Annotated in this window: 22 protein-coding genes; 15 read left to right on the forward strand and 7 right to left on the reverse strand. The window is 63.1% G+C overall.

What is annotated here, in order from left to right; genetic code table 11:
• Positions 1–314: cyclic nucleotide-binding domain-containing protein (locus RSO01_RS38830; RefSeq protein WP_147155962.1), on the reverse strand; the 314-nt coding region annotated here is incomplete at its 3' end.
• On the opposite strand from RSO01_RS38830, the gene RSO01_RS47920 reads away from it, so the two are divergent.
• Positions 313–492, forward strand: a complete 180-nt coding sequence (locus RSO01_RS47920; protein ID WP_170303693.1) for a hypothetical protein — start codon at positions 313–315, stop codon at positions 490–492. The two genes, RSO01_RS38830 and RSO01_RS47920, sit on opposite strands and share 2 nt — an antisense overlap.
• Positions 493–990: 498 nt before the next feature.
• On the opposite strand, the gene RSO01_RS38835 is transcribed toward RSO01_RS47920, so the two are convergent.
• Complete coding sequence (locus RSO01_RS38835) at positions 991–1,200, reverse strand: hypothetical protein (protein WP_147155963.1); 210 nt, start codon at positions 1,198–1,200, stop codon at positions 991–993.
• A gap of 474 nt (positions 1,201–1,674) precedes the next feature.
• On the opposite strand from RSO01_RS38835, the gene RSO01_RS38840 reads away from it, so the two are divergent.
• Complete coding sequence (locus tag RSO01_RS38840; RefSeq protein ID WP_170303694.1) at positions 1,675–2,367, forward strand: tyrosine-type recombinase/integrase; 693 nt, start codon at positions 1,675–1,677, stop codon at positions 2,365–2,367.
• A gap of 168 nt (positions 2,368–2,535) precedes the next feature.
• Complete coding sequence (locus tag RSO01_RS38845; RefSeq protein WP_147155965.1) at positions 2,536–2,766, forward strand: helix-turn-helix domain-containing protein; 231 nt, start codon at positions 2,536–2,538, stop codon at positions 2,764–2,766.
• 329 nt (positions 2,767–3,095) lie between these two features.
• Here RSO01_RS38845 and RSO01_RS38850 read toward each other — a convergent pair whose 3' ends face one another.
• Both RSO01_RS38850 and RSO01_RS38855 read right to left on the reverse strand, forming a co-directional pair.
• Positions 3,096–3,872, reverse strand: coding sequence for a hypothetical protein (locus RSO01_RS38850; RefSeq protein WP_147155966.1), 777 nt, complete (start codon positions 3,870–3,872; stop codon positions 3,096–3,098).
• Between the two features lie 315 nt (positions 3,873–4,187).
• The gene (locus RSO01_RS38855; RefSeq protein WP_147155967.1) at positions 4,188–4,991 is read right to left on the reverse strand and encodes a DUF5677 domain-containing protein; all 804 of its coding nucleotides are present in this window, start codon (positions 4,989–4,991) and stop codon (positions 4,188–4,190) included.
• A gap of 339 nt (positions 4,992–5,330) precedes the next feature.
• On the opposite strand from RSO01_RS38855, the gene RSO01_RS38860 reads away from it, so the two are divergent.
• The 4 genes from RSO01_RS38860 (at position 5,331) to RSO01_RS38875 (ending at position 9,203) form a co-directional block, all read left to right on the forward strand.
• The gene (locus tag RSO01_RS38860) at positions 5,331–5,933 is read left to right on the forward strand and encodes a hypothetical protein (RefSeq protein WP_147155968.1); all 603 of its coding nucleotides are present in this window, start codon (positions 5,331–5,333) and stop codon (positions 5,931–5,933) included.
• Between the two features lie 27 nt (positions 5,934–5,960).
• On the forward strand, positions 5,961–7,457 hold the full coding sequence (locus RSO01_RS38865; protein WP_170303695.1) for an N-6 DNA methylase: 1,497 nt from the start codon (positions 5,961–5,963) through the stop codon (positions 7,455–7,457).
• A 434-nt stretch (positions 7,458–7,891) separates the two neighbouring features.
• Positions 7,892–8,536 carry a hypothetical protein gene (locus tag RSO01_RS38870; protein WP_147155970.1) on the forward strand — a complete coding sequence of 215 codons (645 nt, stop codon included), beginning with the start codon at positions 7,892–7,894 and terminating at the stop codon, positions 8,534–8,536.
• 460 nt (positions 8,537–8,996) lie between these two features.
• Complete coding sequence (locus RSO01_RS38875; RefSeq protein ID WP_147155971.1) at positions 8,997–9,203, forward strand: hypothetical protein; 207 nt, start codon at positions 8,997–8,999, stop codon at positions 9,201–9,203.
• 158 nt (positions 9,204–9,361) lie between these two features.
• On the opposite strand, the gene ligD is transcribed toward RSO01_RS38875, so the two are convergent.
• On the reverse strand, positions 9,362–10,351 hold the full coding sequence (ligD, locus tag RSO01_RS38880) for a non-homologous end-joining DNA ligase (protein WP_170303696.1): 990 nt from the start codon (positions 10,349–10,351) through the stop codon (positions 9,362–9,364).
• Between the two features lie 924 nt (positions 10,352–11,275).
• On the opposite strand from ligD, the gene RSO01_RS38885 reads away from it, so the two are divergent.
• The gene (locus RSO01_RS38885) at positions 11,276–12,238 is read left to right on the forward strand and encodes an OmpA family protein (RefSeq protein ID WP_147155973.1); all 963 of its coding nucleotides are present in this window, start codon (positions 11,276–11,278) and stop codon (positions 12,236–12,238) included.
• A 163-nt stretch (positions 12,239–12,401) separates the two neighbouring features.
• Here the strand turns inward: RSO01_RS38885 and RSO01_RS38890 are convergent, their stop codons facing one another.
• On the reverse strand, positions 12,402–12,665 hold the full coding sequence (locus RSO01_RS38890; protein WP_147155974.1) for a hypothetical protein: 264 nt from the start codon (positions 12,663–12,665) through the stop codon (positions 12,402–12,404).
• 826 nt (positions 12,666–13,491) lie between these two features.
• Between RSO01_RS38890 and RSO01_RS38895 the strand changes: the two genes are divergently transcribed.
• Both RSO01_RS38895 and RSO01_RS38900 read left to right on the forward strand, forming a co-directional pair.
• Positions 13,492–13,947, forward strand: coding sequence for a hypothetical protein (locus RSO01_RS38895; RefSeq protein ID WP_147155975.1), 456 nt, complete (start codon positions 13,492–13,494; stop codon positions 13,945–13,947).
• A complete protein-coding gene (locus tag RSO01_RS38900) occupies positions 13,937–15,439 on the forward strand; it encodes a terminase (RefSeq protein ID WP_147155976.1) in 1,503 nt (500 codons plus the stop codon). The genes RSO01_RS38895 and RSO01_RS38900 overlap by 11 nt, the downstream gene beginning before the upstream one ends.
• Positions 15,440–15,519: 80 nt before the next feature.
• Here RSO01_RS38900 and RSO01_RS38905 read toward each other — a convergent pair whose 3' ends face one another.
• On the reverse strand, positions 15,520–16,662 hold the full coding sequence (locus RSO01_RS38905) for an amidohydrolase family protein (RefSeq protein ID WP_147155977.1): 1,143 nt from the start codon (positions 16,660–16,662) through the stop codon (positions 15,520–15,522).
• Positions 16,663–16,770: 108 nt separating this feature from the next.
• On the opposite strand from RSO01_RS38905, the gene RSO01_RS38910 reads away from it, so the two are divergent.
• From RSO01_RS38910 to RSO01_RS38930, 5 genes are read left to right on the forward strand one after another with little or no spacing between them, the layout of a single operon-like run.
• Positions 16,771–17,619 carry an SDR family NAD(P)-dependent oxidoreductase gene (locus tag RSO01_RS38910; RefSeq protein WP_147155978.1) on the forward strand — a complete coding sequence of 283 codons (849 nt, stop codon included), beginning with the start codon at positions 16,771–16,773 and terminating at the stop codon, positions 17,617–17,619.
• Between the two features lie 11 nt (positions 17,620–17,630).
• Positions 17,631–18,059, forward strand: a complete 429-nt coding sequence (locus RSO01_RS38915) for a GFA family protein (protein ID WP_147155979.1) — start codon at positions 17,631–17,633, stop codon at positions 18,057–18,059.
• On the forward strand, positions 18,059–19,723 hold the full coding sequence (locus RSO01_RS38920; RefSeq protein WP_147155980.1) for a GMC family oxidoreductase: 1,665 nt from the start codon (positions 18,059–18,061) through the stop codon (positions 19,721–19,723). The genes RSO01_RS38915 and RSO01_RS38920 overlap by 1 nt, the downstream gene beginning before the upstream one ends.
• 17 nt (positions 19,724–19,740) lie before the next feature.
• Positions 19,741–21,300 (forward strand): ABC transporter substrate-binding protein, encoded by a 1,560-nt coding sequence (locus RSO01_RS38925; protein ID WP_147155981.1) that lies wholly within the window; start codon positions 19,741–19,743, stop codon positions 21,298–21,300.
• Positions 21,301–21,312: 12 nt separating this feature from the next.
• The gene (locus tag RSO01_RS38930) at positions 21,313–22,875 is read left to right on the forward strand and encodes an ABC transporter substrate-binding protein (RefSeq protein WP_147155982.1); all 1,563 of its coding nucleotides are present in this window, start codon (positions 21,313–21,315) and stop codon (positions 22,873–22,875) included.
• The last annotated feature ends 11 nt before the right edge of the window (positions 22,876–22,886 follow it).

Genomic DNA, 22,886 nt, shown 5'->3' on the forward strand with positions numbered 1-22,886 from the left:
TTGCGCAGTGTCGCTGTCTCCACGCGGGCCACTATGGCTTCCGTGGAGGCGCGCGCCGACGCGAGGTAGCGGGGATGACCTGCCAGGCATCCTTCGCCGATGAAGGAGCCGGGCCCCAGTATGCCGACGACCCTTTCCTTGCCCTGCTTGGACACCACGCTGAGTTCGACCTGGCCATCCTGAATGTAGAACACCGCATCGCACTCAGTGCCCTGCCGAAAGATGTAGCTCTTTTTCTTGTAGGCAGTGATCGTCCGGCCCGCGCCCACGGTCGTAAGGAAGACTTCCGTATCGAAGATCTTTCGTGACGCCATGCCACGAGTCCTTCTGCTGGCCTTTGTCCTTTCAGCCATCCTTGCCTTCGACTTGTTACCTGCCGCCACCCTGTTCTCCCGCCCACGTTTGAATGGCGCGGAGGATGGCGGGCTGCCCAGCGTTGGACAGTTCAACTTTGAACAGACGGGGACATTTTCCCGCTTTGGCCTGGGGTGATCAACAGGCGGAGAAGGCGGGGAGGTCCTAACTGCTGCGATCTGGAGGCCACCCCTACGCTACCGGTGGGTTTAGCCCGGTGGAGGGCGGCGGCCGACGACGGTTCCAAGCCGTGCTGCATCCCGGCGGGATACGCTCGCCGCTAGACGCCGTACGAGCGGCAATCGTGGCGGAACGGAAGGCGCCCAGCGAGCGGTAGCCCTTCGCTCCGCCGGGGGTGCTTCGTCATGAGGAGCAATGTCGGCGGCTGGTCCCATTCCCAGCAACTCCCTCATTTCGATCGTGTGGCGCTTGATCGCGTCCGCGTACGCGGGCTGGCCGCGGGAGGTCGTTGGGTGTTGCATGGGATCTCCTCTCAGGAGAACCCCGACCATAGGCCCTTTCTCTGGCCCCAGTGTTCAATGCGGGACTCTGCTGGGTTGATCTTTTGCTATGGCATCGCAGTGAAACACACCACGCCGCCCTCCGCCTCGACTGCACGGGCCGGCGTGGGGTTCCCTAGTGCAATGGCCGGCCCAATGCCTGCGCGATTTCTCGTCCCGCATCCGTCAAGGCGACGCGACCGGTATCGTCGCGCTGCAACCAGCCTCGTTCGGCCGCGAGCGCCACGGCTCCGTCGGTGGCACCATCGAGCCGCCGGATGGTCCGCCACGGTATCGAATCCCCGTCGGTCGCCTCATGAAGCAGGCGTACCAGAGCGAGTGCCATTGCTTCTGTCTCGTCGGGCATTGAAGTCCCGAAGCGTTGGGTTGAGGCGCAAGAAGGGCGTGGCTCAGGAATGAACCGACCCTCCGGCAGCCCTTCCTCGGAGCGTAGAGACCTATGAGGCGGGACGCTGTTCGCTTTGGCACAACTGCCGTGCGTGATCGCGCACTGTTCAATATCGCACACGGCCCGGCAACTCGACGACTGTGCCGCGCATTGGGTTGTCAGGAGGGCGTATTCGATGGCGGCCAAGCTAAGCGAGCAGGCTAGCGCTACCCGGGACCTCGCCAAAAGGGCAAGGCGGCTCGCTGCTACGCTTACCGCGGCCGGCGATGTGGAACGGCTACTGCGCTACGCTGAGGAGCTTGACGTGCAGGCGGTCGACTTGGATAGGCGCGCCAAGGAAGAAGGTGGCTAGCGCCGAGTCGAATGCGGCACCGGCCGGGCTACCTGCCGAGCTGGCTTGTCCTCCCGCATGTGATTGATGAAGCCCTTACGCTGGGGCTGAGCGACCGTCCCAACCCGGCGCGCTATGCCGAGCTGAAGCGCTCGCTGTCGGCGTTCGTCGCTGAGGCCCCGCGCGGCAATCACAAGTCGCTGCCATGGCGCGAGGTGCCAAAGTTGATGACAAGGCTGTGCGCCAACGACAGCCTGTCGGCCTACGCGCTGCGGCTCACGATCTTGGCGGCGACGCGGACGAGCGAGACGCTGGGCGCGCGCTTCGACGAGTTCGCCCACGGCACTTGGGTGATCCCGCCCGCCCGCATGAAGGGCGAGGTCGGTCAGCGCCGCCAGCATCGCGTGCCGATCACCACGGGCATCGCCAAGATCGTCGAGGATCTTCGACCGGGCGAGGAACGCAGCGCGCTGCTGTTCGCTGGCAGCACGGCAACCAAGCCGCTCAGCAACATGGCGATGCTGATGCTGCTCAAAGGCATGGGCATCGATGCGACGGTGCACGGCATGCGCGCCAGCTTTCGAAGCTGGGCCGCCGATCATGGCTACGCGCGCGAGCTGGCCGAGGCGGCGCTGGCGCACGTCGTGCCGGGCGTCGAGGCGAGCTACCAGCGAAGCGATCTGCTCGATGCGCGCCGCGCGATGATGCAGGCTTGGTCCGACTTCTGCCTCGGCAAGCCGAGCAAAGCGGCGAGCGTGCGCAGAGCGCGCTGAATTTCCGACTTATCCCCACCTTTCTCAAAATCGTCCCGCCCTACCGGGCCCCACCCCGCCCTACAGGGCCCCGCCCCGCCCCACCGGGCCCCATCAGGCCGCTGAGTTGCGGGCCTTGCACGGCGCTCTTTAGCCTTCGCTCAGGATTTTTGAGGGAGGGCACAATCGATGGCCAAGCATGATGATGTGCCGCCGGAACGGCGGGCACGCACGATGAAGGACGCGGCACGCGAGCTTGCCACCAGCCTGAGCACGCTGGTGCGGGCGCGCAGCCACGGCCTGATCAAGGTCGTTCAGTTCGGCAGGCGGCCGATCATCCCGGCATCTGAATTCGAGCGGCTCGCGCGCGATGGGCTGCCGGAAAACCCGCCCCGGCGTCGATCTTGTGGCCGCTCATGAAGCGGTTGAGGAATTGCAAACAAACGTCGTCGCGGCGGTTGAGCATGGCATGGCTCCAAAGGCACGAGGCCGCTTGCCCTGCTGGGCGAGCGGGTGGGAGCCGGGGCTCATCACCCCGGCACCCGAGCGTCCTCTCGCTTTGGCTTTTTTGATCGCGTTGTCTCGATGCCGAGCCAAGTCGCGCGATGCCAAGCCAAGCCGTGCCATGCCTAGCGCCCCGCTTTCGCGCGGGCGGTGGCCACTGATACCGCGAGACGCGCCATTCGGAAGGGCCACGAGCCGAACTCCTCACGCCTAGGACCCGGAGTCAAGCGCGGCAATGGCTACGGTTAGGGCGGAAGTAGCGTTCCGTCAGATGCGACCTTATGAAAAGTTTTGCTGAGGCCTCGAAGAGACACCGACAGTTCGTCGATTGCCCAGTCCGTGAAAGCAAAGTTGGGAGGCCACACGAGCGTACCGGCTTGCAACGGCCAAATTGCAAATAAGCCGGGCGGCACGTCCCAACCGTGCTGTCGATAGAATTCCATGTTCGTGGTCGCGACGACATGGAAGAAGCAGCTGCCAAGCCCCCATGTGACGGAGTGAATGTTGGCTCCGCTTCGAACGAAATTGGGTTCGACAGTCGCCCCCAAGGGCGCCTTAATGAGACGCACTCCACTGACAAATCGATAGAAACCTGTGCGCCACTTCGGCCCACCACCTGCGCCAATCCACATCCGAATGCCGTCAGGCGCGATCCCCGTATCCATGAACCGCCGACGGGCCGCGGAGTCATAGATCGGCATTGGCGTACGGCCTTTGAACACATCGTGCTCAGCTACCATCGCCTTCAGAGCCACAAAATTTACCAAGCGCTGAACTGCCGCGTCGTCTAGTAGCGTGGGGACGCCTGTAATCAACTGGACAAGAGTAGGCTTGGTCGCTTTCTCCAACCGACTCATCCAACCGGAATTGCACCGATCACACACGACATAGATCTTCTTCTTGTTGGCTGCGCCTAATTTCGCGCGCTCCAACTTAACAGGCCGCATCGAGCGCTCCGACTCGAGGTCTTCCATGAACTCGACGCGTTCAGCACCAGGATCGTGCGGAAAGTAATCGCCCATCCAATCCGACCAAAGGTGCTCACCTGTAATCTGTGTCCCCGCCCCATGACTGGCGCAGAACACACATCCGCGCCTTTCTGCGCCTCGAGTTGGATCAATGCCCATTTGCTACAGTAGGTTACGCGTCTGTCTATGTGGACAACCAGCGCTTTTGAGCTACATCGGCACTTAGAACAGCGCGTGCCAGAGTGCAGCGCACGAGGGACCGCATGGAACAGGGCGTACCGCCCAATTATGCGCCGCGAGGGCGAGGACACTTCGGGCTGAAGGGGGAGCGGATGCCGTACGTTGCCAAGGTCAAATGCGACGCCCGTTTCAGGTCGGATGGCCCGGCGTCCTGTTCTTAATTCCAAATCCAACCAAGCTTAAGAAAGTGCTTTCGATAGCGCTAAGTTCCTCCGCCGTCTTCCCATCCTTCACGACTGCATTCATTTCTTCATTCAACGCATAGCCCGCACAAACGAGATCGCCCATAACGTCCTCGATCAGGTGCGGTAAGGCTGGTCCGGTCCGAATACCGTAGCCTGACCCATCTTCATGCCAATGCTGAGCCAAGGCCTTGACGGTTGTATGCACAGCGCTGGTGGAAAGATGGCGATATGAGGTGTCATAGTCAGCCCGCCGCTCTGCGCGCTCCGCAATCCTGAGCGCTACGATTTCTTGGCCCGACCCTTCCCTGTCTCTCAGCACCTTCAAGTCGTCCTTTAGCTGCGCGTGATCGGCGCCTAGGCCATCCCGCTCAACCAACTTCAGGAATTCCTGCGCGTTTTTGCTGAGCCGTTTAATGTGATCTTGGCGCAGTTCCTCGGCAAACGTGTCATCGCGCCGAAGCGCGCCAAGGTAGAACATCGTCTCCAACATGCTGCGGGTAATGATCGCCGCTTCAGTAGCAAGCCCCCGCTCCGCCAATAGAATTGCACCCTGCAAGCTTTGCAGCCCCCGGACGAATAAGCTGACGATTAGAGGCGCGGTCTGGATTTCTTGCGATCTGGCTAGAAGCTGTTGTCCCAATTCACTGAGGCGTTCAGCGAGCTTGAAAAAGTCCGGATTGGCAGCGCGGATCTTCGCACGAAGGTCGTCCAACTCGGGAGAAAGGAAGCCCTGTCTGGCTATGCTCATACGTCATCATAGTCGAAAAAGCCTAGTTGCACTGTTCGCAATGAACGGCTCGCGTCACAGACTTTAGGTCTGCGACAGGCATGACACGCTCGTATCGGCTTCCCAGCTACGCCCGCAAGGAAGTCTTTTTTAACTGCATAACAATTTCGGGCACAACGTCAAAACGCCCGATTTCTTGGCGCTTTAAATGGGTTTTCTAATCCCGTAGGGAGCGCCAATAGAATCAAGCTTTTCCGGTTTCGGCCGGTTTTTATGTCCAATAAGTGTCCAATATAGCCGGCGGTGCGCCTAACATCGTGGTGCAGGCAATCCACAACACGGCGTTTGTATCCTGCCGGCATGTTCATGCCCGCTTTCTACGAGTGGCCTACTGAGTCGGGGATCGTCGCCCGTCTACTCGGTGGTTACGGCGAACTGGAATTTGAGTTGGCCCTGTCCATGGGTCACTCGATTAGCGACAAGCGGAAAGGCTGGCGCGATTTCTTCGCGGCGCGCGGTGAGAAGGCCCGCATCAAGTTGGCGAGTTCGGAAGCCGGCGAGTGGATGTGCCTCACCGGGATTGGCGACCAGTTCGCCCAAGCCCTGGATGGCATCCGGGCGTGCAAAGACATTAGGAACAGCCTTTCGCACTGCCATTGGGCATCACTCAAGCACGACCAGCCGTCCGATGGTCTTTTCTATGTGAACCTTGAAGAGTCAGCGGCGGCGTCGGCCGGCCCAATTGTCTATCAATGGCGGCACGCAAGCTTGCCGTGGCTGCAAGACTGCGAAGCCTATTACCGTTACACCAGCGATTGCCTGTGGCACGTGCAAGGTCGCATGGCCGCGCAGCGCGGGCAGCCGGCGCCGCTGGCGTTCATCATGCCGCTACGGCGCAAGCCACCAGCCATGTATGTGCTGGCACCACCCGAGTCGGTCGCCCTACTTCCCAAGGAATTCTGATCGCTAGCGATTCGACAACACGTCATGATGGCCGACATGAAGTTGGCAGTACCATCGTGGCAGCGCTCACGCTGGCAATGCCGGCATCGGGATACGGCATTTGACAAGCCGCGCTTGCGTGGGCGCGGCCGGTTCCAACGAGTTGTTGGCAATCCCCCGTTTGGCGACGAAGTTCCGGAGGGCGATGAAGACCACCTCGGGTCGAATTCGTTAGCTTCCTTTGCCGTGGCCCGCGGCCGTGACGCCGTCGCCTCGGAGCATGCCATATTAGAACGCTCTATCACGTTCTTGGATCGAGGCGGCCGGCTTGGCCTAATCCTGCCGGATGGCCTTTTTAACAATCAAGGGGAAATCTCCAATTGTCCTCGCGTGCGTCGCTTCCTGGCCGAGAATGGATATGTGGAAGCTATTGTGTCGCTGCCGGACTATGCCTTTCGAAAGGCGGGTGCCCAGAACAAAACGTCAATTTTGTTCTTCCGCAAATTCACCCAAGCCGAGGAGCAGGCGTTTCGGACCGCATTCAATACGGCCATGGAGCATGACGAAGATGAATCGAAGGCGATTGCGACGGCCTGGAAGTCGCTTAGTCACAGAGTGTTTTTGGCCGAAGCAAACCAAGTTGGCTACGCGCCCACAGGTGTCACTTCACCGTTGAACGATCTTTACCGCGGAGGATCTGGCGGCCAACTGGCAGACGATCAAACTGGTACGATTCTCGGAGAATTCCGCAGTTTCCTCGCGTCGCCGGCAACGTATGCGGGGTCCACCAAGCCCGACTGCATGATGATTCCATTCGACGTGCTGTGGGAAGCGCATTCAAGTCACCGGCTGGACCCAAAGTATTTCCTCTTCAAACGTGAGGAACAGACGATCACGCCTAAGGGCTGGATTCGCGAACCGCTAAAGCGATTGATGCGCCGGAGGGCGAATCACGAAGTCGACCCGACAACTTCCCCGGAACAAACGGTAGTTGTCATGACGTTGGGGCAGAATGGTGAAATCCGCCCACGCGAGGCTGGCAAGGGCCGCAATCCGCCGGAGTGGCGAGGGATGTACTTTGAAGACAGTCCTTCCCAATGGTTCGCGGCACGCGCCGGCGACGTCGTATTCTCCTCAATCGATCTTTGGAAGGGGTGTATCTCGGTTGTCCCGCCGGCATTCGACGGTGCGCTTGTGACGAAGGAATTCCCAATCTATGAAGTAGTGGACGGTCGCCTTGATCCCGAATTTCTGTCGTGCCTGTTGCGAAGCCGCTATTACCAACGGGCGTTCCGGGCGATCACGACGGGACACAGCAATCGGCGACGGACCCAACAGGAAGACTTCGAAGAACTGGAAGTTTGCTTTCCACCCGACCAAGCGGAACAAGCTCGCTTGATTGCAGGTATCCAATCGGCGCGAACCGACCAACGTCAAGTGAACGCTCTCCTTCTAGCTAAACTATTGGAATTCAACGACTCCATAGACGGACGGGGCGCGGAACAGCTACCGGAAGTCGATGCGGCCGAACAAGAGGAACAATAGCCGGCGGCGTTCACGCATGACGCCGACCTTCAAGGTCCACGACCTTGTCCTTGAGGCCGCGCACGGGGGGCGGTCGGTCTATGGGGGAGGGAGGACCCCGGAAACCACCCCGCGACGAGCGCGCGCCCTCCCGCGGGTTAATTCGCCGCCGGTCGTTCCAAATCAATGCCAAGGCTGCAAACCTCTTGGCGGTGCTTGCGCCACCTCGCCGGTGGCCGGCGGGTTTTCTCATGTCGCGGTGACGGATGTGACGGGTCCGCCGGTTCCATTTCATACGCGCGCGCACGCCGCCCTGATTGCCAGCACTGCAGCGCGCCCGCATGCCGCACCATTTGCTGTCAGTGCAGTCTCCGCTTTCGACTCTGCTCGCCATCTGATGCGCGCTAGGACTCGCGCGGAGACAAGGGGATCCGGTCATTTGGGAGTGGCCGGGAATGGGAAGGCGCAAGGGCGAGGACACCATCGCGGCGAGGCGGCGACGCATGCCTTATGTCGCCAAAATGCGGCGGGAAGACCCGTTCAAGCCGGAGGACGCTCGAGAAGTCGAAGCCGCCTGCAGGCGGGTTGCGGCAGCGAGCGAGTTCATGGTCCTGGCTGGCTGGCGAGAAGACTCGGGCTACCGCATCTATCACTTCACCACCTGGGCGAAAGCGCGGGCCATGCAGCACTGGATCGACCGCAGCGGCATTGCAAATCGTCCGATGCCAAAGCTGGGCTTGACGAGCGAAGAGATAGCCGAAGCCAAGCGCCGCGCCTTGGAATGGGGAGTGAGAACGGGGGCGGTGCGCGATGTCGTGCAGGCTTACCGGCAAGCACGGTACTCTGGCGATGCCGAGCTGACGTCTTTCAATGCTGCATGCAACGTCGCGGCGGCCTTAGGTAGGTCGGGCGGGGAGGTGGAAAACACCGTCCGCACCTTGCTCGATTGGGCGCGTGCTTCCTACCCCGATTGGTTCAGCCGTTGCGAGCCGGTTGCCGAAGCGAATCCGCGGCCGAAGGCGGGGCAGCCTCGTCACGCGCTGCCAGTCCTGGATGACGAATGGCCACCATCAACGCCTCGGCTGGGGCCGACGTTTTAGGCCTTGCGGGCTCTCCGCTTCTTCGGTTCCGGCGCTGCCTGCCAGTTCACGCCGTCCATGATCTTCAGCGGGTGACGCAATGTCGATGGTCGCCGTTAACGATCTACGTGCTGCCTGTGCAACTTCGTGCGGCATACCGGCATTCTTTGGACGATGGGTTAGAGAGGAGACCGCGCCCCCGCGATGCACGCCAGTTCCGTTAGGGCAGGCGCGGGTCCCTCCTATCGAGGTGGGCCGGTTGCATCGTCGTTAGACATGCGCGAATTTATGACCCTCTTTAGCGGGAGCACGCTGATCGGCATGATTGCCATCGCCGCGTTAGCCTTGGCGGTCTGGGCGATACTCTGGTGGTACCGAAAGATTGATTGACGGATTCCGCGGGTCTCGCATTGGGTTGCTGCCGGCGCAGCTTGCGAAGTCTCGGGAGCGGCCCCGATAAAAGAACTGAGGGAGCCGCACGATGCCGACGTTCAGTAGGGTGCAATGGACTGGTGACGACAAGGCATGGGAGGCGATCTGCGCCCTTCATGCCGATAGCGAGCTCGTCGCCTTCCGGGAGAGTAACGGCACAGTTTCAGTCGAGACTCCGAACGGGCGGCGGGTGGCCGCCAAGGTCGGCGACTGGATCGTCAAGAGCGTCGATGGCTTCCACGTCGAGGCTGCCTGATCGCTTGTTGCAGCCCACCCCAGCCGTGAACCCGTCTAGGGACTAGCGGCCGGGGAAGGCTCGCCGGAAACATGGGGGAACCGGCACTGCACACAACGCGCACAAGGCGCCTCGGTTCTTCCTCTCGCAAAGAAATTCGCAAAGTGCCCAGCTTCAAACTAGCGCCGTCGTGGGTGTGGCACAGGCCGTACCACCTGCCTTGCCGGCTTATCTTGGCGCTGCGCCTGGTAGGAGACCTGCCGCAGTAGGTTGTCCTCGGTCCAAGTGAGATACGTCACCTCGACGACGAGCTCGGGCTTCACCCAATGCACCTTTGACAGCTTCAGCGGCGAACCGAATCGGCTGTCGCGGGGCGGTGCCTCGGCGAGCGGCATGCTCTTGATCTGCAACGGCGCCAGTACGCCGGCCAGTCGCTTCAGCTCCTTCTCGGTCATGCCGGTGCCGGCACGGCCAGCGTAGTGCAGACGGCCATCCTCGGTGTAGTAGCCCAGGAGCAGCGCGCCGATGTGGCTGCGGCTGCCTTCGGGATCAGTCCAACCGACGACAACGAACTCCTCGCGGTTGAGGCACTTCGACTTCACCCAGATCCCGCGGTCTCCCGGGGCATAGGGTCGATCGGCGCGCTTGGAGATGACGCCCTCGAGCCCGAGCCTGCAGGCCTCCGCGCGAAAGCGTGGGCCGTCGCCGGCGACGTGCTCGGTGTAGCGCAGACCATCAATCTCCTTCCGGAACAAGCGCTGCAGTCTCGCCTTGCGCTCGATCAGCGGCAGCTGCGCCGTGCTTTCGCCGTTCAGGAACAGCAGGTCGAAGGCGAAGAAGACGAGCCGGTCAGTGCGTCCCTCGTCCATGGCCGCCTGCAGGCGGCTGAATACCGGAACGCCGTGGTCATTGAGCGCACAAAGCTCACCATCGATGTAAGCGGACTTCACCCTCAGGGACTGAAGGGCTTCGATAGTGCGGCGATACCGGTGCGACCAGTCCAGCCCAGTGCGCGTCAGGAGCTTTGCCTTTCGGTCGTCGATTCGGGCGTGCATGCGGTAGCCGTCGAACTTGAGCTCGTGCACCCAGCCGCCACCCGCCGGCGCCTCGTCGACGAGGCGCGTGAGCTGCGGCTTGATCCACTTGGGCGGCCGAGATGTCGTTCCCACTAGGACCTCGGCCGCTTCGTAATGATGACCCTTCGTCCTCGCCCGCCTGCAAGGCGCGCGAGGAAACGGAAAAGCCGGGGCCTTAGCGTTGACCCCGTGAGGTAGAGCGACACCAGAAACATACGCAGTTCCGATTGAGCCAGACGCCCATGGAGCCAATGCCGGATCATGCGGTGAAGTTCCGACGGGGATACGATTTCAGCGACTCTGGCTAACGGCGCACGTCGCACTAGCGTCCCGGGCCTCACGCCGCGAGAGAGTGAGCGCCCAGAGCAGTAGTCGTTGCCAACCACATGCTTTCGATCGGCGTTAGACCGTGAGCGATGCCTGTTCTCGCAGCGTGCGAAAAGAGGCATGAGGTGATTCTCCATACAGTCCAGGATCAAGGCAGCAGGCGCCGGTCGGCACAGTGACCACGGCCTCGCCGTTCGGGTCTTGCAGCCACAGCGCGCTGGGATGGCCCCGGGTCGCATACCAAGGTGTAAATTGAGGGTGCTCCTGACACCTCACACGTTTGAGGTACCGACGTCGGTCGCCGCGATGTCTGTAGCCTGTCAGTTGCAGGCTATGCTGCTGCCCACGACACCCCGTAGCAGCGAGCATCGCGGCGTCATTCAGCCTGCTCACGCAAGGACAGCTCATGGACGCCCAGAAGATTTACACCCCGATCCGAACCTGGGTCATGGTTCGAGTGCGCGGACATCAGACGGAAGTGGAGTGCGCTGAACTGACCGCGGAGGAGCTCCAGGATCGTCTGGACAGCGGCTGGTTCGTGACTCCAGCAACGAGGGGCGAGCGCGCCCGAATTGGATAGGCCAGAGCCCTGTTGCAGCAGGGCAACAGTGGCAAAAATTAGGCGTCGGCCGCAACTCGACCGCATTCAATGGCATTCCCTGGCCACACTCCATCAAGGGGAGATAGGTCATGAAGAAGGCGGCGTTTGCGATCGCAGCGGCCATCTGCCTGCCGACTGTGGCTCACTCTCAATCGTCATGGTTCGAGTCGACCAATCCCACGTACCAGGGCTTTTACATTGGCGCCCAGGGGGCCGCCAATTGGCTGCTGAACAATCAGAGCTACATCATGGATACCGGCTGGGCCCTGGGCGGCAAGGTCGGCTACGACTTCGTCGGCCCGCGTGTCGAGCTGGAAGGCATGTACCATTCCAACACCGGCACCGCCGTCGTGGCCTTCCCCACGGGCTACGCCAACGTACGGGGCAGGATCGAGCAAATCTCGGTCATGGCCAACGCGCTCTATGACTTCTTCCCGGGCGCGATGATCACGCCGTACGTCGGAGGCGGCGTGGGCGTTGCCTTCGTCGATGCCAACATACAAGGCTGCAACCTTTGCCTCACCATGTTCGCCTACCAAGCCATTCTGGGTATTGGCTATAATGCCACCCCCGCCATGCGCATCGGCCTCGAAGGCCGCTACTACGGGACGACCAACCCGGGGGCCTATTTCAACAACAACGTCATGGCCCTGCTCAGTCTCAGTTACAAATTCGGCCAGCCGGAAATGGCCCCGCCGCCGCCGCCGGCACCGGCCATCGCGCCGCCGTCGTTCATGGTCTTCTTTGACTGGGACCGCTCGAACCTGAGCCAACAGGCGCTGAACACGATCAAGCAGGCGGCCGACGCCTTCAAGCAGAGGGGCAATGCGCGTATCACGGCCACCGGCCACACCGACACATCGGGTCCGGAGAGCTACAACATGGCGCTGTCGCTGCGTCGCGCGAACGCCGTGAAGGACGCCCTGGTGCGTGAAGGCGTGCCGGCGCAGGCGATCAGCGTGGTCGGCCGCGGCGAGCAGGGCCTGCTGGTGCAGACTGCCGACGGTGTGCGCGAGCCGCAGAACCGCCGCGTCGAGATCGTCATCCAGTAGGCGCCTCGCCCTCAGCAAGTTCCCCGACTGACCTGGTGGGCGTACGCCAGGGCAGTGTCCTGGGCCCATCTGACTGCGATGGGCCCTTTTTTTTGCATCGCTGGCAGCGTCGCCTTGGCGCCTACTATTGCGAGCGTTGCTTTCGCATGATCTCGGGCGGAACCTAGTGACCGGCCGCCTTAAGCGCCAGGACAAGGCCATCCCAAATCTTGTTCAGAAGGAAGCCGCCGATAGCGAGCAGAATGGTCAGCACGACGCCAGCTGCGAAGATAATATGACTTATGCGGTCGGTCTTCTTTCCCTGCTTCTCGCTTGCGGCCGTCAGATGTTTCACGTCGGACTTTAGTTCTCCGAGCGTCGCCTGCATCTGCATAAGAGCTTCTGTGATGTATGCGACGCCAACAGCCTGATGATAGCTGGGCGTCACCTCAGCTATCTGTCGAGGTGTTGTCTCTGGCTCACGGGGCGGGGTGGTTGGCTCAGCCATTAGCCTGTTCAGCGTTGGTCTTGATCCATTCCCACACGGGCAAGTCCAGTGTCTTGCTGGGCGACGTCGTTGCTCGGAGTGCCTGGCGTTCGCTCAACGGTAGGGAGACCGTCGCTTTTGTCAGACGCAGCGGAGATGAAAGGCGGCGTTGGCCTTGGTGACGGCGACGCTGTCGAGAAGGGCGGTTGGCCGAAAGTTGGCGCGCCCATGCCGGTCTCTACCCCTCGCTGGACAAACGGACCGCCGGGCGGCCCCGCAGCAAACGGTGCATAGATCCTCATGATCTGATCGATTGCGCCCTGAAGGGAATGGCGCGGGGGTGGGGGAAAGTCGGATAGCGCGGCCGGAAAGGCGCCGGAAGGCGCGGTGCTCGGCGTATTGCGGATTGAACCATCGGGATTCACGCGGAATCCTGGCACTTCGTCCGCCGGCGGCGGCTCGACGTGGATCCACGGTGATTGTGCATCAGGCCGGACATTGAACATGGACCTGCTCCAGTGAATTGCGCCGCCCCGCCCAGGCGGATTCGCCGAAGGCCGGGGCGACGGAAATCGGACTGTACAAAGGATAATAACTGAAGTCAATAACTGAAGTTGGTAAAAGGAGTCGTCCGCAGAACGAAACAAAGTGCCAGCACTGCTAGCAAATCTCGTTGCCGGCGGAGTTCATGCGCCGAAAGGGCCTGTTTGGAGCGCAAAAACCCTGGCCTTGAAAATGAGCACGACAGTTATTGACATTCATAACCAAAGTGCTTAACCTCCAGGCCATGAACCCGCCCGGACGTCCCACGAGCTACCGCCCCGATCATTGCGACCTGGCGCGCGAGCATTGCCTGCTCGGTGCCACCAACGACGAGCTGGCCGAGGTGTTCGAAGTCTCGCCGCGAACCATCGACAATTGGATAGCCCATCATCCCGACTTTGCGGCCGCCGTGCGCGGCGGGCGGCGGCGGGCCGACGCCAAGGTCGCGGCGAGCCTCTATGCCCGCGCCGTCGGCTTCCGGCACAAGGTCGAGCGAACGTTCCTGTGCCGAGGCGAGCCCAAGTCCTTCAGCGTCACGGTGGCCTACCCGCCCGACACCCAGGCCTGCATCTTCTGGCTACGCAACCGCCGGCGCGCCGACTGGCGCGACCGGCCGGCCGAGGCGGACGCCCAGTCCGAAGACGAGTTCGCACTGCTCGACACCGCCAGCGAAAGTGTGCGTCTCGACAATGGCGACTAACCGCTCAAAGTCGGGGAGACTCGTTGAACGCTTCAGCCGCTATCGCCACGACCCGTTCGGGTTCGTGATGGCGGCCTTCCCGTGGGGCGAGGCGGGTACGGCGCTTGCCGGTGAGACCGGCCCCGAGCCATGGCAGCGCGAGGTCTTGGAGAAGCTCGGCCGTGGCCTCTCCGAGCGCGGTAAGTCGCCGGACGAAGCTGTGCGATTGGCTGTGGCGTCCGGCCACGGTATCGGCAAGTCGGCGCTGGTCGCGTGGATCGTTCTGTGGGCGATGTCGACCGTCAAGGACACCCGCGGCATCGTCACCGCCAACACCGAGGGGCAGCTGCGCACCAAGACCTGGCCCGAGCTCGCCAAATGGCACGCTCTCTCGGTCAACAAGGACTGGTTCACCTATACCGCGACGTCGCTGCAGTCCTCGCGACCCGGCCTCGACCGCACCTGGCGAGTCGATGCCATCACCTGGTCCGAGAACAACACCGAGGCCATCGCCGGCCTGCACAACAAGGGCAGGCGCGCCTTCGCCCTGTTCGACGAGGCTTCGTCGATCGCCGACGGCGTCTGGGAGACCATCGAGGGCGCTCTCACCGATTTGGGCACCGATCTGTTCTGGCTCGCCTTCGGCAATCCGACGCGCACCACCGGCCGCTTCCGCGAATGCTTCGCCGGCGGCCGCTTCGCCCATCGCTGGCAACCGCAGCAGATCGATTCGCGCTCGGTATCGATGACCAACAAGGCTCAGATCGCGACCTGGGTGCACGACTACGGCGAGGATTCCGACTTCGTGCGCGTGCGCGTGAAGGGCGAGTTCCCGCGGGCCGGCACCATGCAGTTCATCGACAGCGAGCGCGTGCAGCATGCGGTGGCACGGGAACTGTTCAAGGATCCCGCTGCCGCGCTGGTGATGGGCGTCGACATTGCGCGACAGGGCGAAGACCACACCGTGGTTCGCTTCCGGCGAGGCCTCGATGCGCGTTCGATCCCGGCGGTGAAGTTCCGCATTCCCGACCTCATGGTGACGGCCGGCCGGGTGATGGAATTGATCAACTCCCATGAGCCCGACGCCGTCTTCGTCGACGGCACCGGCATCGGATGGGGTGTTGTCGATCGCCTGAGCCAGCTCGGCTGCTCGACGGTGCGCGGCATCGACTTTGGCGCCGGTGCCGACCGCACTGACAGCAGTGAAGCCGCCGTTCGCTACGCCAACAAACGTGCGGAGATGTGGGGCCACATGAAGGAGTGGTGCCGGTTCGGCTGCCTGCCGGACGACCGCTCGCTCACGGCTGACCTCACGGCCGTCGATTATGGCTACGATGCCGCGGACGCAATCCGGCTGGAGCGCAAGGACGACATGCGCAAGCGCGGGCTTGCGTCACCAGATGACGGCGATGCGCTGGCGCTGACCTTCGCCTATCCGGTGGAGAGGCGGAACCCGCAAGAGGAGTGGCGCATGCAGGAGAAGCTGGCCGTCCTGAAGCGGGGAATTGTGTGAGTGCTTCGCGCCGGCACAAACAAAACGAGGGCGCAGCAAGCTGCGCCCTCGCGAAACGGTCGCCGACGTCGGCGGCAGGTTCAGTTGATCAGCCCGTAGAACTTCCCGGCGTTGGTGCAGGTGATCATCTTGGTCACCTCGGGCGAGACCTCGGCGAACTGCTCCTTGATGTACTGGTCGGAGTTCGGCCACACGCCGTCGCCGTGCGGGTAGTCGGAGCCCCACATCAGGCTCTCCGCGCCCATCTCGTCGATCAGCTTGGCGCCGATGCGGTCGAACTGGAAGGTGGCCTTGCACTGGCGGCGCCAGTAGTCGGAAGGCTTCATCTTCAGCCCGAGGTCGGTGAAGCGGTCCTCCCATTCGAAGTCCATGCGGTCGAGCGCATAGGGGATCCAGCCGCAGCCCGATTCGCCGAAGGCGATGCGGATGTTGGGGTAACGCTCCAGCACGTTGGCCGCGATGATCGCCGCCAGGATGTTCACCAGGTTCATCTGGAAGCCGGACACGACGGTGAAGAACACCGAGCGGCCGACGCGGCCGGGATGCTTCTGGATCATGTCGGGCGGCACGTTGGGGAAGGTGTGGAAGTGCAGCGGCAGCTGCACGTCGTTCACCGCCTTCCACAGCGGCTCCCACATCGGGTGCCACATCGGCTCCATGTCCCACGAGCAGGAGAGCTCGAGGCCCTTGATGCCCAGCTTGGCGACGCGATAGATCTCCTTCACCGCCGCGTCGATGTCGCCGTAGGGCAGGCAGGCGAGGCCGATATGGCGGTCGGGATAGTGGCTGCAGAACGCCTTCAGCCAGTCGTTGTAGATGCGCAGCATCTCGTTGGCGGCGTCCTTGTCGTTCAGCCGGCCGGCGGCGCCCAGGATGCCGTAGATCACCTCGGCATCGACGCCGTCGCGATCGAGGTCCTTGATGCGCAGGTGCGGGTCGGAGACGCGCATGATGTTCTTGGCGCCGTCCTCGTAGAGGCCGGTCTCGGCCATCACGTCGACGCGATGATGCTTGCCCTTGACGTACTTGCTGCCGGCCGGGCCGACGCCGTTCTTGAAGCCGAAGCTGGCGCCGTTCTTGGCCGTCCATTTCGGCCCTTCGTCGCTGTCGACGACGTACGGCATGCGGTCCTTCAGCTCGCGCGACGCCATGGACGTGAACAGGTCCGGCGGCATCCAGGGCATGTCGAGATGGCAGTCGGCAGAAATGCGGTTGTACTGCATGCGTCGCTCCCTTAATTGCCGAATTGTGCGCGCCAGCCGGGCTGTCCGGCAAGGGCTCCGGCCCGGGATTCGACAGGCCCAGATTTCGACAGGCAACGGGAGGCAGCCATGCAGAAGATGACGGGACGGGTCGCCATCGTCACCGGCGCCAGCCGTGGCATCGGCCAGGCGATCGCCGAGCTGTTCGCCGCGGAAGGCGCCAAGGTCGTCTGCGTGGCGCGCACGCTGAACGAGGGCGATCACCAGCTGAAAGGCGCGCTGGCGAGCACGGTCGCCGCCATCAAGGCAGCGGGCGGCGAGGCGACGGCGGTCGCCGCCGACATTTCATCCGAGGCCGAGTGCCTGAGGCTCGTCGAGGCGGCGCGATCGGCCTACGGCCGCATCGACACGCTCGTGAACAATGCCGCGCTCAACTACTACATCCCGACCGCCGACTATCCGACCAATCGCTGGATCAAGGCATTCGCGGTCAACGTCCATGCGCCGTTCATCCTCAGCAAGGCCGTCCTGCCCGACATGATCGCGGCCGGTCGTGGCGCCATCGTCAATATCAGCTCGGGCTCGGCGATCGGGCCCGGCCGCGGCCCCTACAAGGACCAGACGGTGCGCGGCGGCGTGATGTACGGCGCGAGCAAGGCCGCCCTCGAGCGCTTCACCCAGGGGCTGGCCCAGGAAGTGGCGCATCGCGGCGGCATCGCCGTCTCCTGCGTGTCGCCGTCGCGGGTCGTGCCGACACCGGGCACGGTCTATCACAAGCTGGTCGACGGCCTCGACGATCCACGCGGCGAGCCGCCCTCGATGATGGCGCGCGCGGCGTTGCTGCTGGCGAGCGAGGCTGCGGAGAAGGTCAACGGCCGCGTCACCTACAGCCAGCAGATCCTCAAGGAGTTCGGCTGGATCGACAAAGGCGTCGGCCGCGGCATCGATGCGACCGGCAGCGGCTACTCTCAGATCTGACGGAGGACGTCATGCAAGGAAGCTGTCTCTGCGGCGCCGTCGCCTACGAAGCGACTCCGCCGTCGTCCGGGCTGCAGATCGGCCTGTGCTCGTGCCGTTCCTGCCGCAAGGCGCATGCCGCTCCGGCCAACGCCTACGCCTCGGTGCCGCGGAAAAACTTCCGCTGGCTGCGCGGCCAGGACAAGACGAGCATCTACGAATCCTCGCCCGGCAAGAACCGCCATTTCTGCTCGGTCTGCGGGTCGCAGATCATCGCCGAGCATCCCGGCGAGACCAACGTGCTGCTGCGCGTCGCCCTGCTCGACGACGATCCCGGCACGCGGCCGGTCGAGCACATCTTCCTGGGACAGCGGCCGGCCTGGTGCGACTGGGACGCCGACGGGATTACGCGCTATGAGGAATGGGGGCCGGAAGGGGAACCCGTCGCCAAGGACACATGATGAGCCAGGAAGCAGCAACGCGCCTCGAAGGCGATTTCGACTACATCGTCGTCGGCGCCGGCTCCGCGGGCTGCGTGCTGGCCAATCGCCTGTCCGGCGACGGCCGGTCACGGGTGCTGATCCTGGAAGCCGGCGGCCGCGACAACTGGATCTGGTTCCACATCCCGGTCGGCTATCTCTTCACCATGGGTGATCCGCGCGCCGACTGGATGTTCCAGACGGAGAAGGAGCCCGGCCTCAACGGCCGCGCGCTGAACTATCCGCGCGGCAAGGTGATCGGCGGCTGCTCGGCCATCAACGGCATGATCTCGATGCGGGGGCAGGCCCTCGACTACGACCACTGGCGGCAGCTCGGCCTGCCCGGCTGGTCTTGGGACGACGTGCGGCCCATCTTCAAGAAGCTCGACGGTCACTTCCTCGGCGACACCGAGCATCATGGCGGCAGCGGCGAATGGCGTGTCGAGCAGCCGCGCGTGCAGTGGGACGTGCTGAACGCGGTCGCCAAGGCCGCGGTCGAGATGGGCATTCCCGCGACGTCCGACTTCAACACGGGCGACAACAACGGCGTCAGCTACTTCCACGTCAACCAGAAGCGCGGCCTGCGCATGTCGGCGGCAAAAGCCTTCCTGAAGCCGGTCCTCAATCGCAACAACCTGCGGCTCGAGACCGGCGTGCTGGTCGAGAAGGTCGTCTTCGAGGGCAAACGCGCCGTGGGCGTGCTGTTCCGGCAGGACGGCCGGCTGGTCGAAGCCCGCGCGCGCGGCGAAGTCATCCTGTCCGCCGGCGCGATCGGCTCGCCCCAGATCCTGCAGCTTTCCGGCGTCGGAGCGGCGAACTGGCTGAGCGACGTCGGCATCGCCGTCGTCCACGACAAGCCGGGCGTGGGCAGCAACCTGCAGGATCACCTGCAGCAGCGCGCGATCTTCAAGGTGCAGGGCGTCAAGACGCTGAACGAGACCTATCATTCGCTGGTCCGCCGCGCCCTGATGGGCGTCGAATATGCGCTGCTCCAGAGAGGGCCGTTGACCATGGCGCCCTCGCAGCTCGGCATCTTCACCAAGTCCTCGCCCGAGCACGAGCGGCCGAACATCCAGTTCCACGTGCAGCCGCTGTCGCTCGACAAGTTCGGCGAGCCGTTGCATCGCTTCCCGGCCATCACGATCAGCGCCTGCAACCTGCGTCCGACCTCGCGCGGCACCATCCGCCTGCGCTCGCGCGAGCCGTCCGACAAGCCGGTCATCGCGCCCAACTATCTCGCGACCTACGAGGACCGCATCGTCGCGGCCGACGCCATCCGCGTGACCCGTCGCCTGATGCAGCAGCCCGCCCTGCAGCCTTACCGGCCGGAGGAGTTCCTGCCCGGTCCCGCCGTCGGCGACGACGACGCCTCGCTCGCCAAGGCCGCGGGCGACATCGGCACGACGATCTTCCACCCGGTGGGCACGGCCAAGATGGGAATCGCGTCGGATCCCATGGCGGTGGTCGACGAGCGCCTGCGCGTGCGCGGCCTGCAGGGCCTGCGCGTGATTGACGCTTCGATCATGCCGACCATAACCTCGGGCAACACGAATACACCCACCATGATGATCGCTGAAAAGGCGGCGCGGATGGTGATCGAAGACGGGAGGTCGACGCAGGCGGCTGCGGAGGTGGCCGCTTCATAGCCCGGAGGAGGCGGACAATGAGCAAGCGTACACTTCTATTGGTGGCTTGTGCATTGAGCTTGGGCAGTGCCGCGCAGGCACAGACGACGCTCAGGGTCGTCAATCACTCCGATCTCAAGATCATCGACCCGATCTGGACCACCGCCTACATCGTGCGCAACCACGGCCACATGGTCTACGACACGCTGTTCGCGCTGGACGGCAATCTCGAGGTCAAGCCGCAGATGGTCGACAAGTGGTCGACCTCCGGCGACAAGCTGACCTGGACCTTCACCCTGCGCGATGGGCTCGAGTTCCACGACGGCACGCCGGTCACGGCCGAGGATGTCTTGCCGTCACTCAAGCGCTGGGCCGTGCGCGATAGTCTGGGCAAGATTCTGTGGGCCAAGGTCAGCGAGGCGAAGGCAATCGACGCCAGGACCTTCCGGATCCTGCTCACGGCGCCGACCGGCATCATGCTGCAGGCCCTGGCCAAGCCCTCGGGCAGCGCCTTCATCATGCCCAAGCGCATCGCCACGACTGATCCCTCCAGGCAAATAGAGGATGCCACGGGCTCGGGACCGTTCATCTTCGTGAAAGACGAATGGAGGCCTGGCGAGAAGGCGGTTTACGTCAAGAATTTCCACTACAGGCCGCGCAGCGAGCCACCCTCGGGCCTGGCCGGCGCAAAGATCGCCAAGGTCGATCGCGTCGAATGGGTGGCGATGTTCGATCATCAGACCGCGGTGAATGCGCTGATCAAAGGCGAGATCGACATGATCGAAACGCCGAGGCACGACCTCTTCAAGGTCCTCGAGGCCGACAGGAACGTCAGGCTGGTGAACCTCAACAAGTGGGGCAACCAGTACGTCTTCCGCTTCAACCAGCTCCACAGACCGTTCGACAACGCCAGGAACCGTCAGGCGCTGCTCTATGCGTTCAACCAGAAGGACTTTCTCGACGCCGTGATCGGCGATCCCAGGTGGTACAGGACCTGCAAGGCGATGTTCATGTGCGACACGCCCTATGCCAGCATCAAGGGCTTCGAGGACAAGCTCGACTCCAACTTCAGAAAGGCCCGCGAGCTCCTCAGGGAGGGCGGCTACGATGGCGAGCCGGTGGTGCTGATGCAGTCGGCCGATGTGTCTACCTTGACCAACCTCGCACCCGTCGCCAAGGCGCTGATGGAGCGGGCTGGCCTGAAGGTCGACATGAAAACGATGGACTGGCAGACCCTGGTCGGCCGCCGCGCCCGCAAGGATTTTCCGCACAAGGGTGGCTGGAACGCCTTCCTGACCTCGGCGGCTTCGGTCGACGTCGTCGATCCGCTGGTCAATGGCTTTGTCGACGCGAGCGGCGCGAGTGCCTGGTTCGGCTGGCCGAAGGACGACGAGCTCGTGAGGCTGCGCGCCGCTTTCGCCGACGAGACTGACGACGCCAGGCGCAAGGAGCTCGCCGTCGCCATGCAGGTGCGGGTGTCGGAGAGTCCGACCCACGCCTTCCTTGGCGAGTGGTATGCGCCGGTGGCCCTGCGCAGGGAGATCACCGGCACCCTCGAATCGCCGGTGACGATCTTCTGGAACATCGAGAAGAGGTGAGGGAGGCAGGCAATGAGCAAGCGTATACTTGGTCTTTTTGTTGCGTGCGTACTGAGTTTGGGCGGCGCCGCGCAGGCACAGACGACGCTCAGGGTCGTCAATCACTCCGATCTCAAGATCATCGATCCGATCTGGACCACCGCGTACATCGTGCGCAACCACGGCTACATGATCTACGACACGCTGTTCGCGCTGGACGGCAATCTCGAGGTCAAGCCGCAGATGGTCGACAAGTGGTCGACCTCCGACGACAAGCTCACCTGGACCTTCACCCTGCGCGATGGGCTGGAATTCCATGACGGCACGCCGGTGACGGCCGAAGATGTCGTGCCGTCGCTCAAGCGCTGGGCGGTGCGGGATCCGCTGGGCCAGATGCTGTGGACCAAGGTCGACGACGTGAAGGCGGTCGATGCCAAGACCTTCCAGATCCTGCTCAAGGCGCCGACCGGCATCATGCTGCAGGCGCTGGGCAAGCCCTCGGGCAATCCCTTCATCATGCCCAAGCGCATCGCCGAGACCGATCCGTTCAAGCAGATCGAGGATGCCACCGGCTCCGGTCCGTTCATCTTCGTGAAGAACGAATGGAAGCCCGGCGAGAAGACGGTCTACGTCAAGAACCCCAAGTACAAGCCGCGCAGCGAGCCGCCCTCGGGCCTGGCCGGCGGCAAGATCGCCAAGGTCGATCGCGTCGAGTGGGTGGCGATGTCGGATCAGCAGACGGTCGTGAACGCACTGCTCAAGGGCGAGATCGACATGATCGAATATCCGCAGCACGACCTCTTCAAGGTCCTGGAGGCCGACAAGGACATCAAGCTGGTCAACCTCAACAAGTGGGGCAACCAGTACATCTTCCGCTTCAACCAGCTCTTCAAGCCGTTCGACAATCCCAAGATCCGCCAGGCCGCGCTCTATGCCTTCAACCAGAAGGACTTTCTCGACGGCGTGATCGGCGATCCCAAGTGGTACAAGACCTGCAAGGCGATGTTCATGTGCGACACGCCCTACGCCAGCTTCAAGGGCTTCGAGGACAAGTTCGATTCGAACTTCAACAAGGCGAAGGAACTGTTGAAGGAGGGCGGCTACGACGGCACCCCGGTGGTGCTGATGCACTCGACCGACCTCTACGTGCTGGCCAATCTCGCGCCCGTCGCCAAGGCGTTGCTCGAGAGGGCCGGCATGAAGGTCGACATGCAGTCGATGGACTGGCAGACCCTGGTCAGCCGCCGCGCCCGCAAGGACCCGCCGGACAAGGGCGGCTGGAACGCCTTCCTGACCTCGTCGGCCTCGGTCGACATCGTCGATCCGCTGGCCAACACCTACATCAACGCCATCGGAGAGAACGCCTGGTTCGGCTGGCCCAAGGACGACGAGCTGGTGAAGCTGCGTACGGCCTTCGCCGACGAGACCGACGACGCCAAGCGCAAGGAGCTCGCCGTCGCCATGCAAGTGCGGGTGTCGGAGAACCCGACCCACGCCTTCCTTGGCCAATGGTACTCGCCGACGGCGGTGCGCAAGAACGTCACCGGCAACCTCGAATCGCCAGTGACGATCTTCTGGAACATCGAGAAGAAGTGATCGCTGGGAGC

The sequence above is a fragment of the Reyranella soli genome, from assembly GCF_007992495.1.
In the GTDB taxonomy this organism is placed as follows: domain Bacteria; phylum Pseudomonadota; class Alphaproteobacteria; order Reyranellales; family Reyranellaceae; genus Reyranella; species Reyranella soli.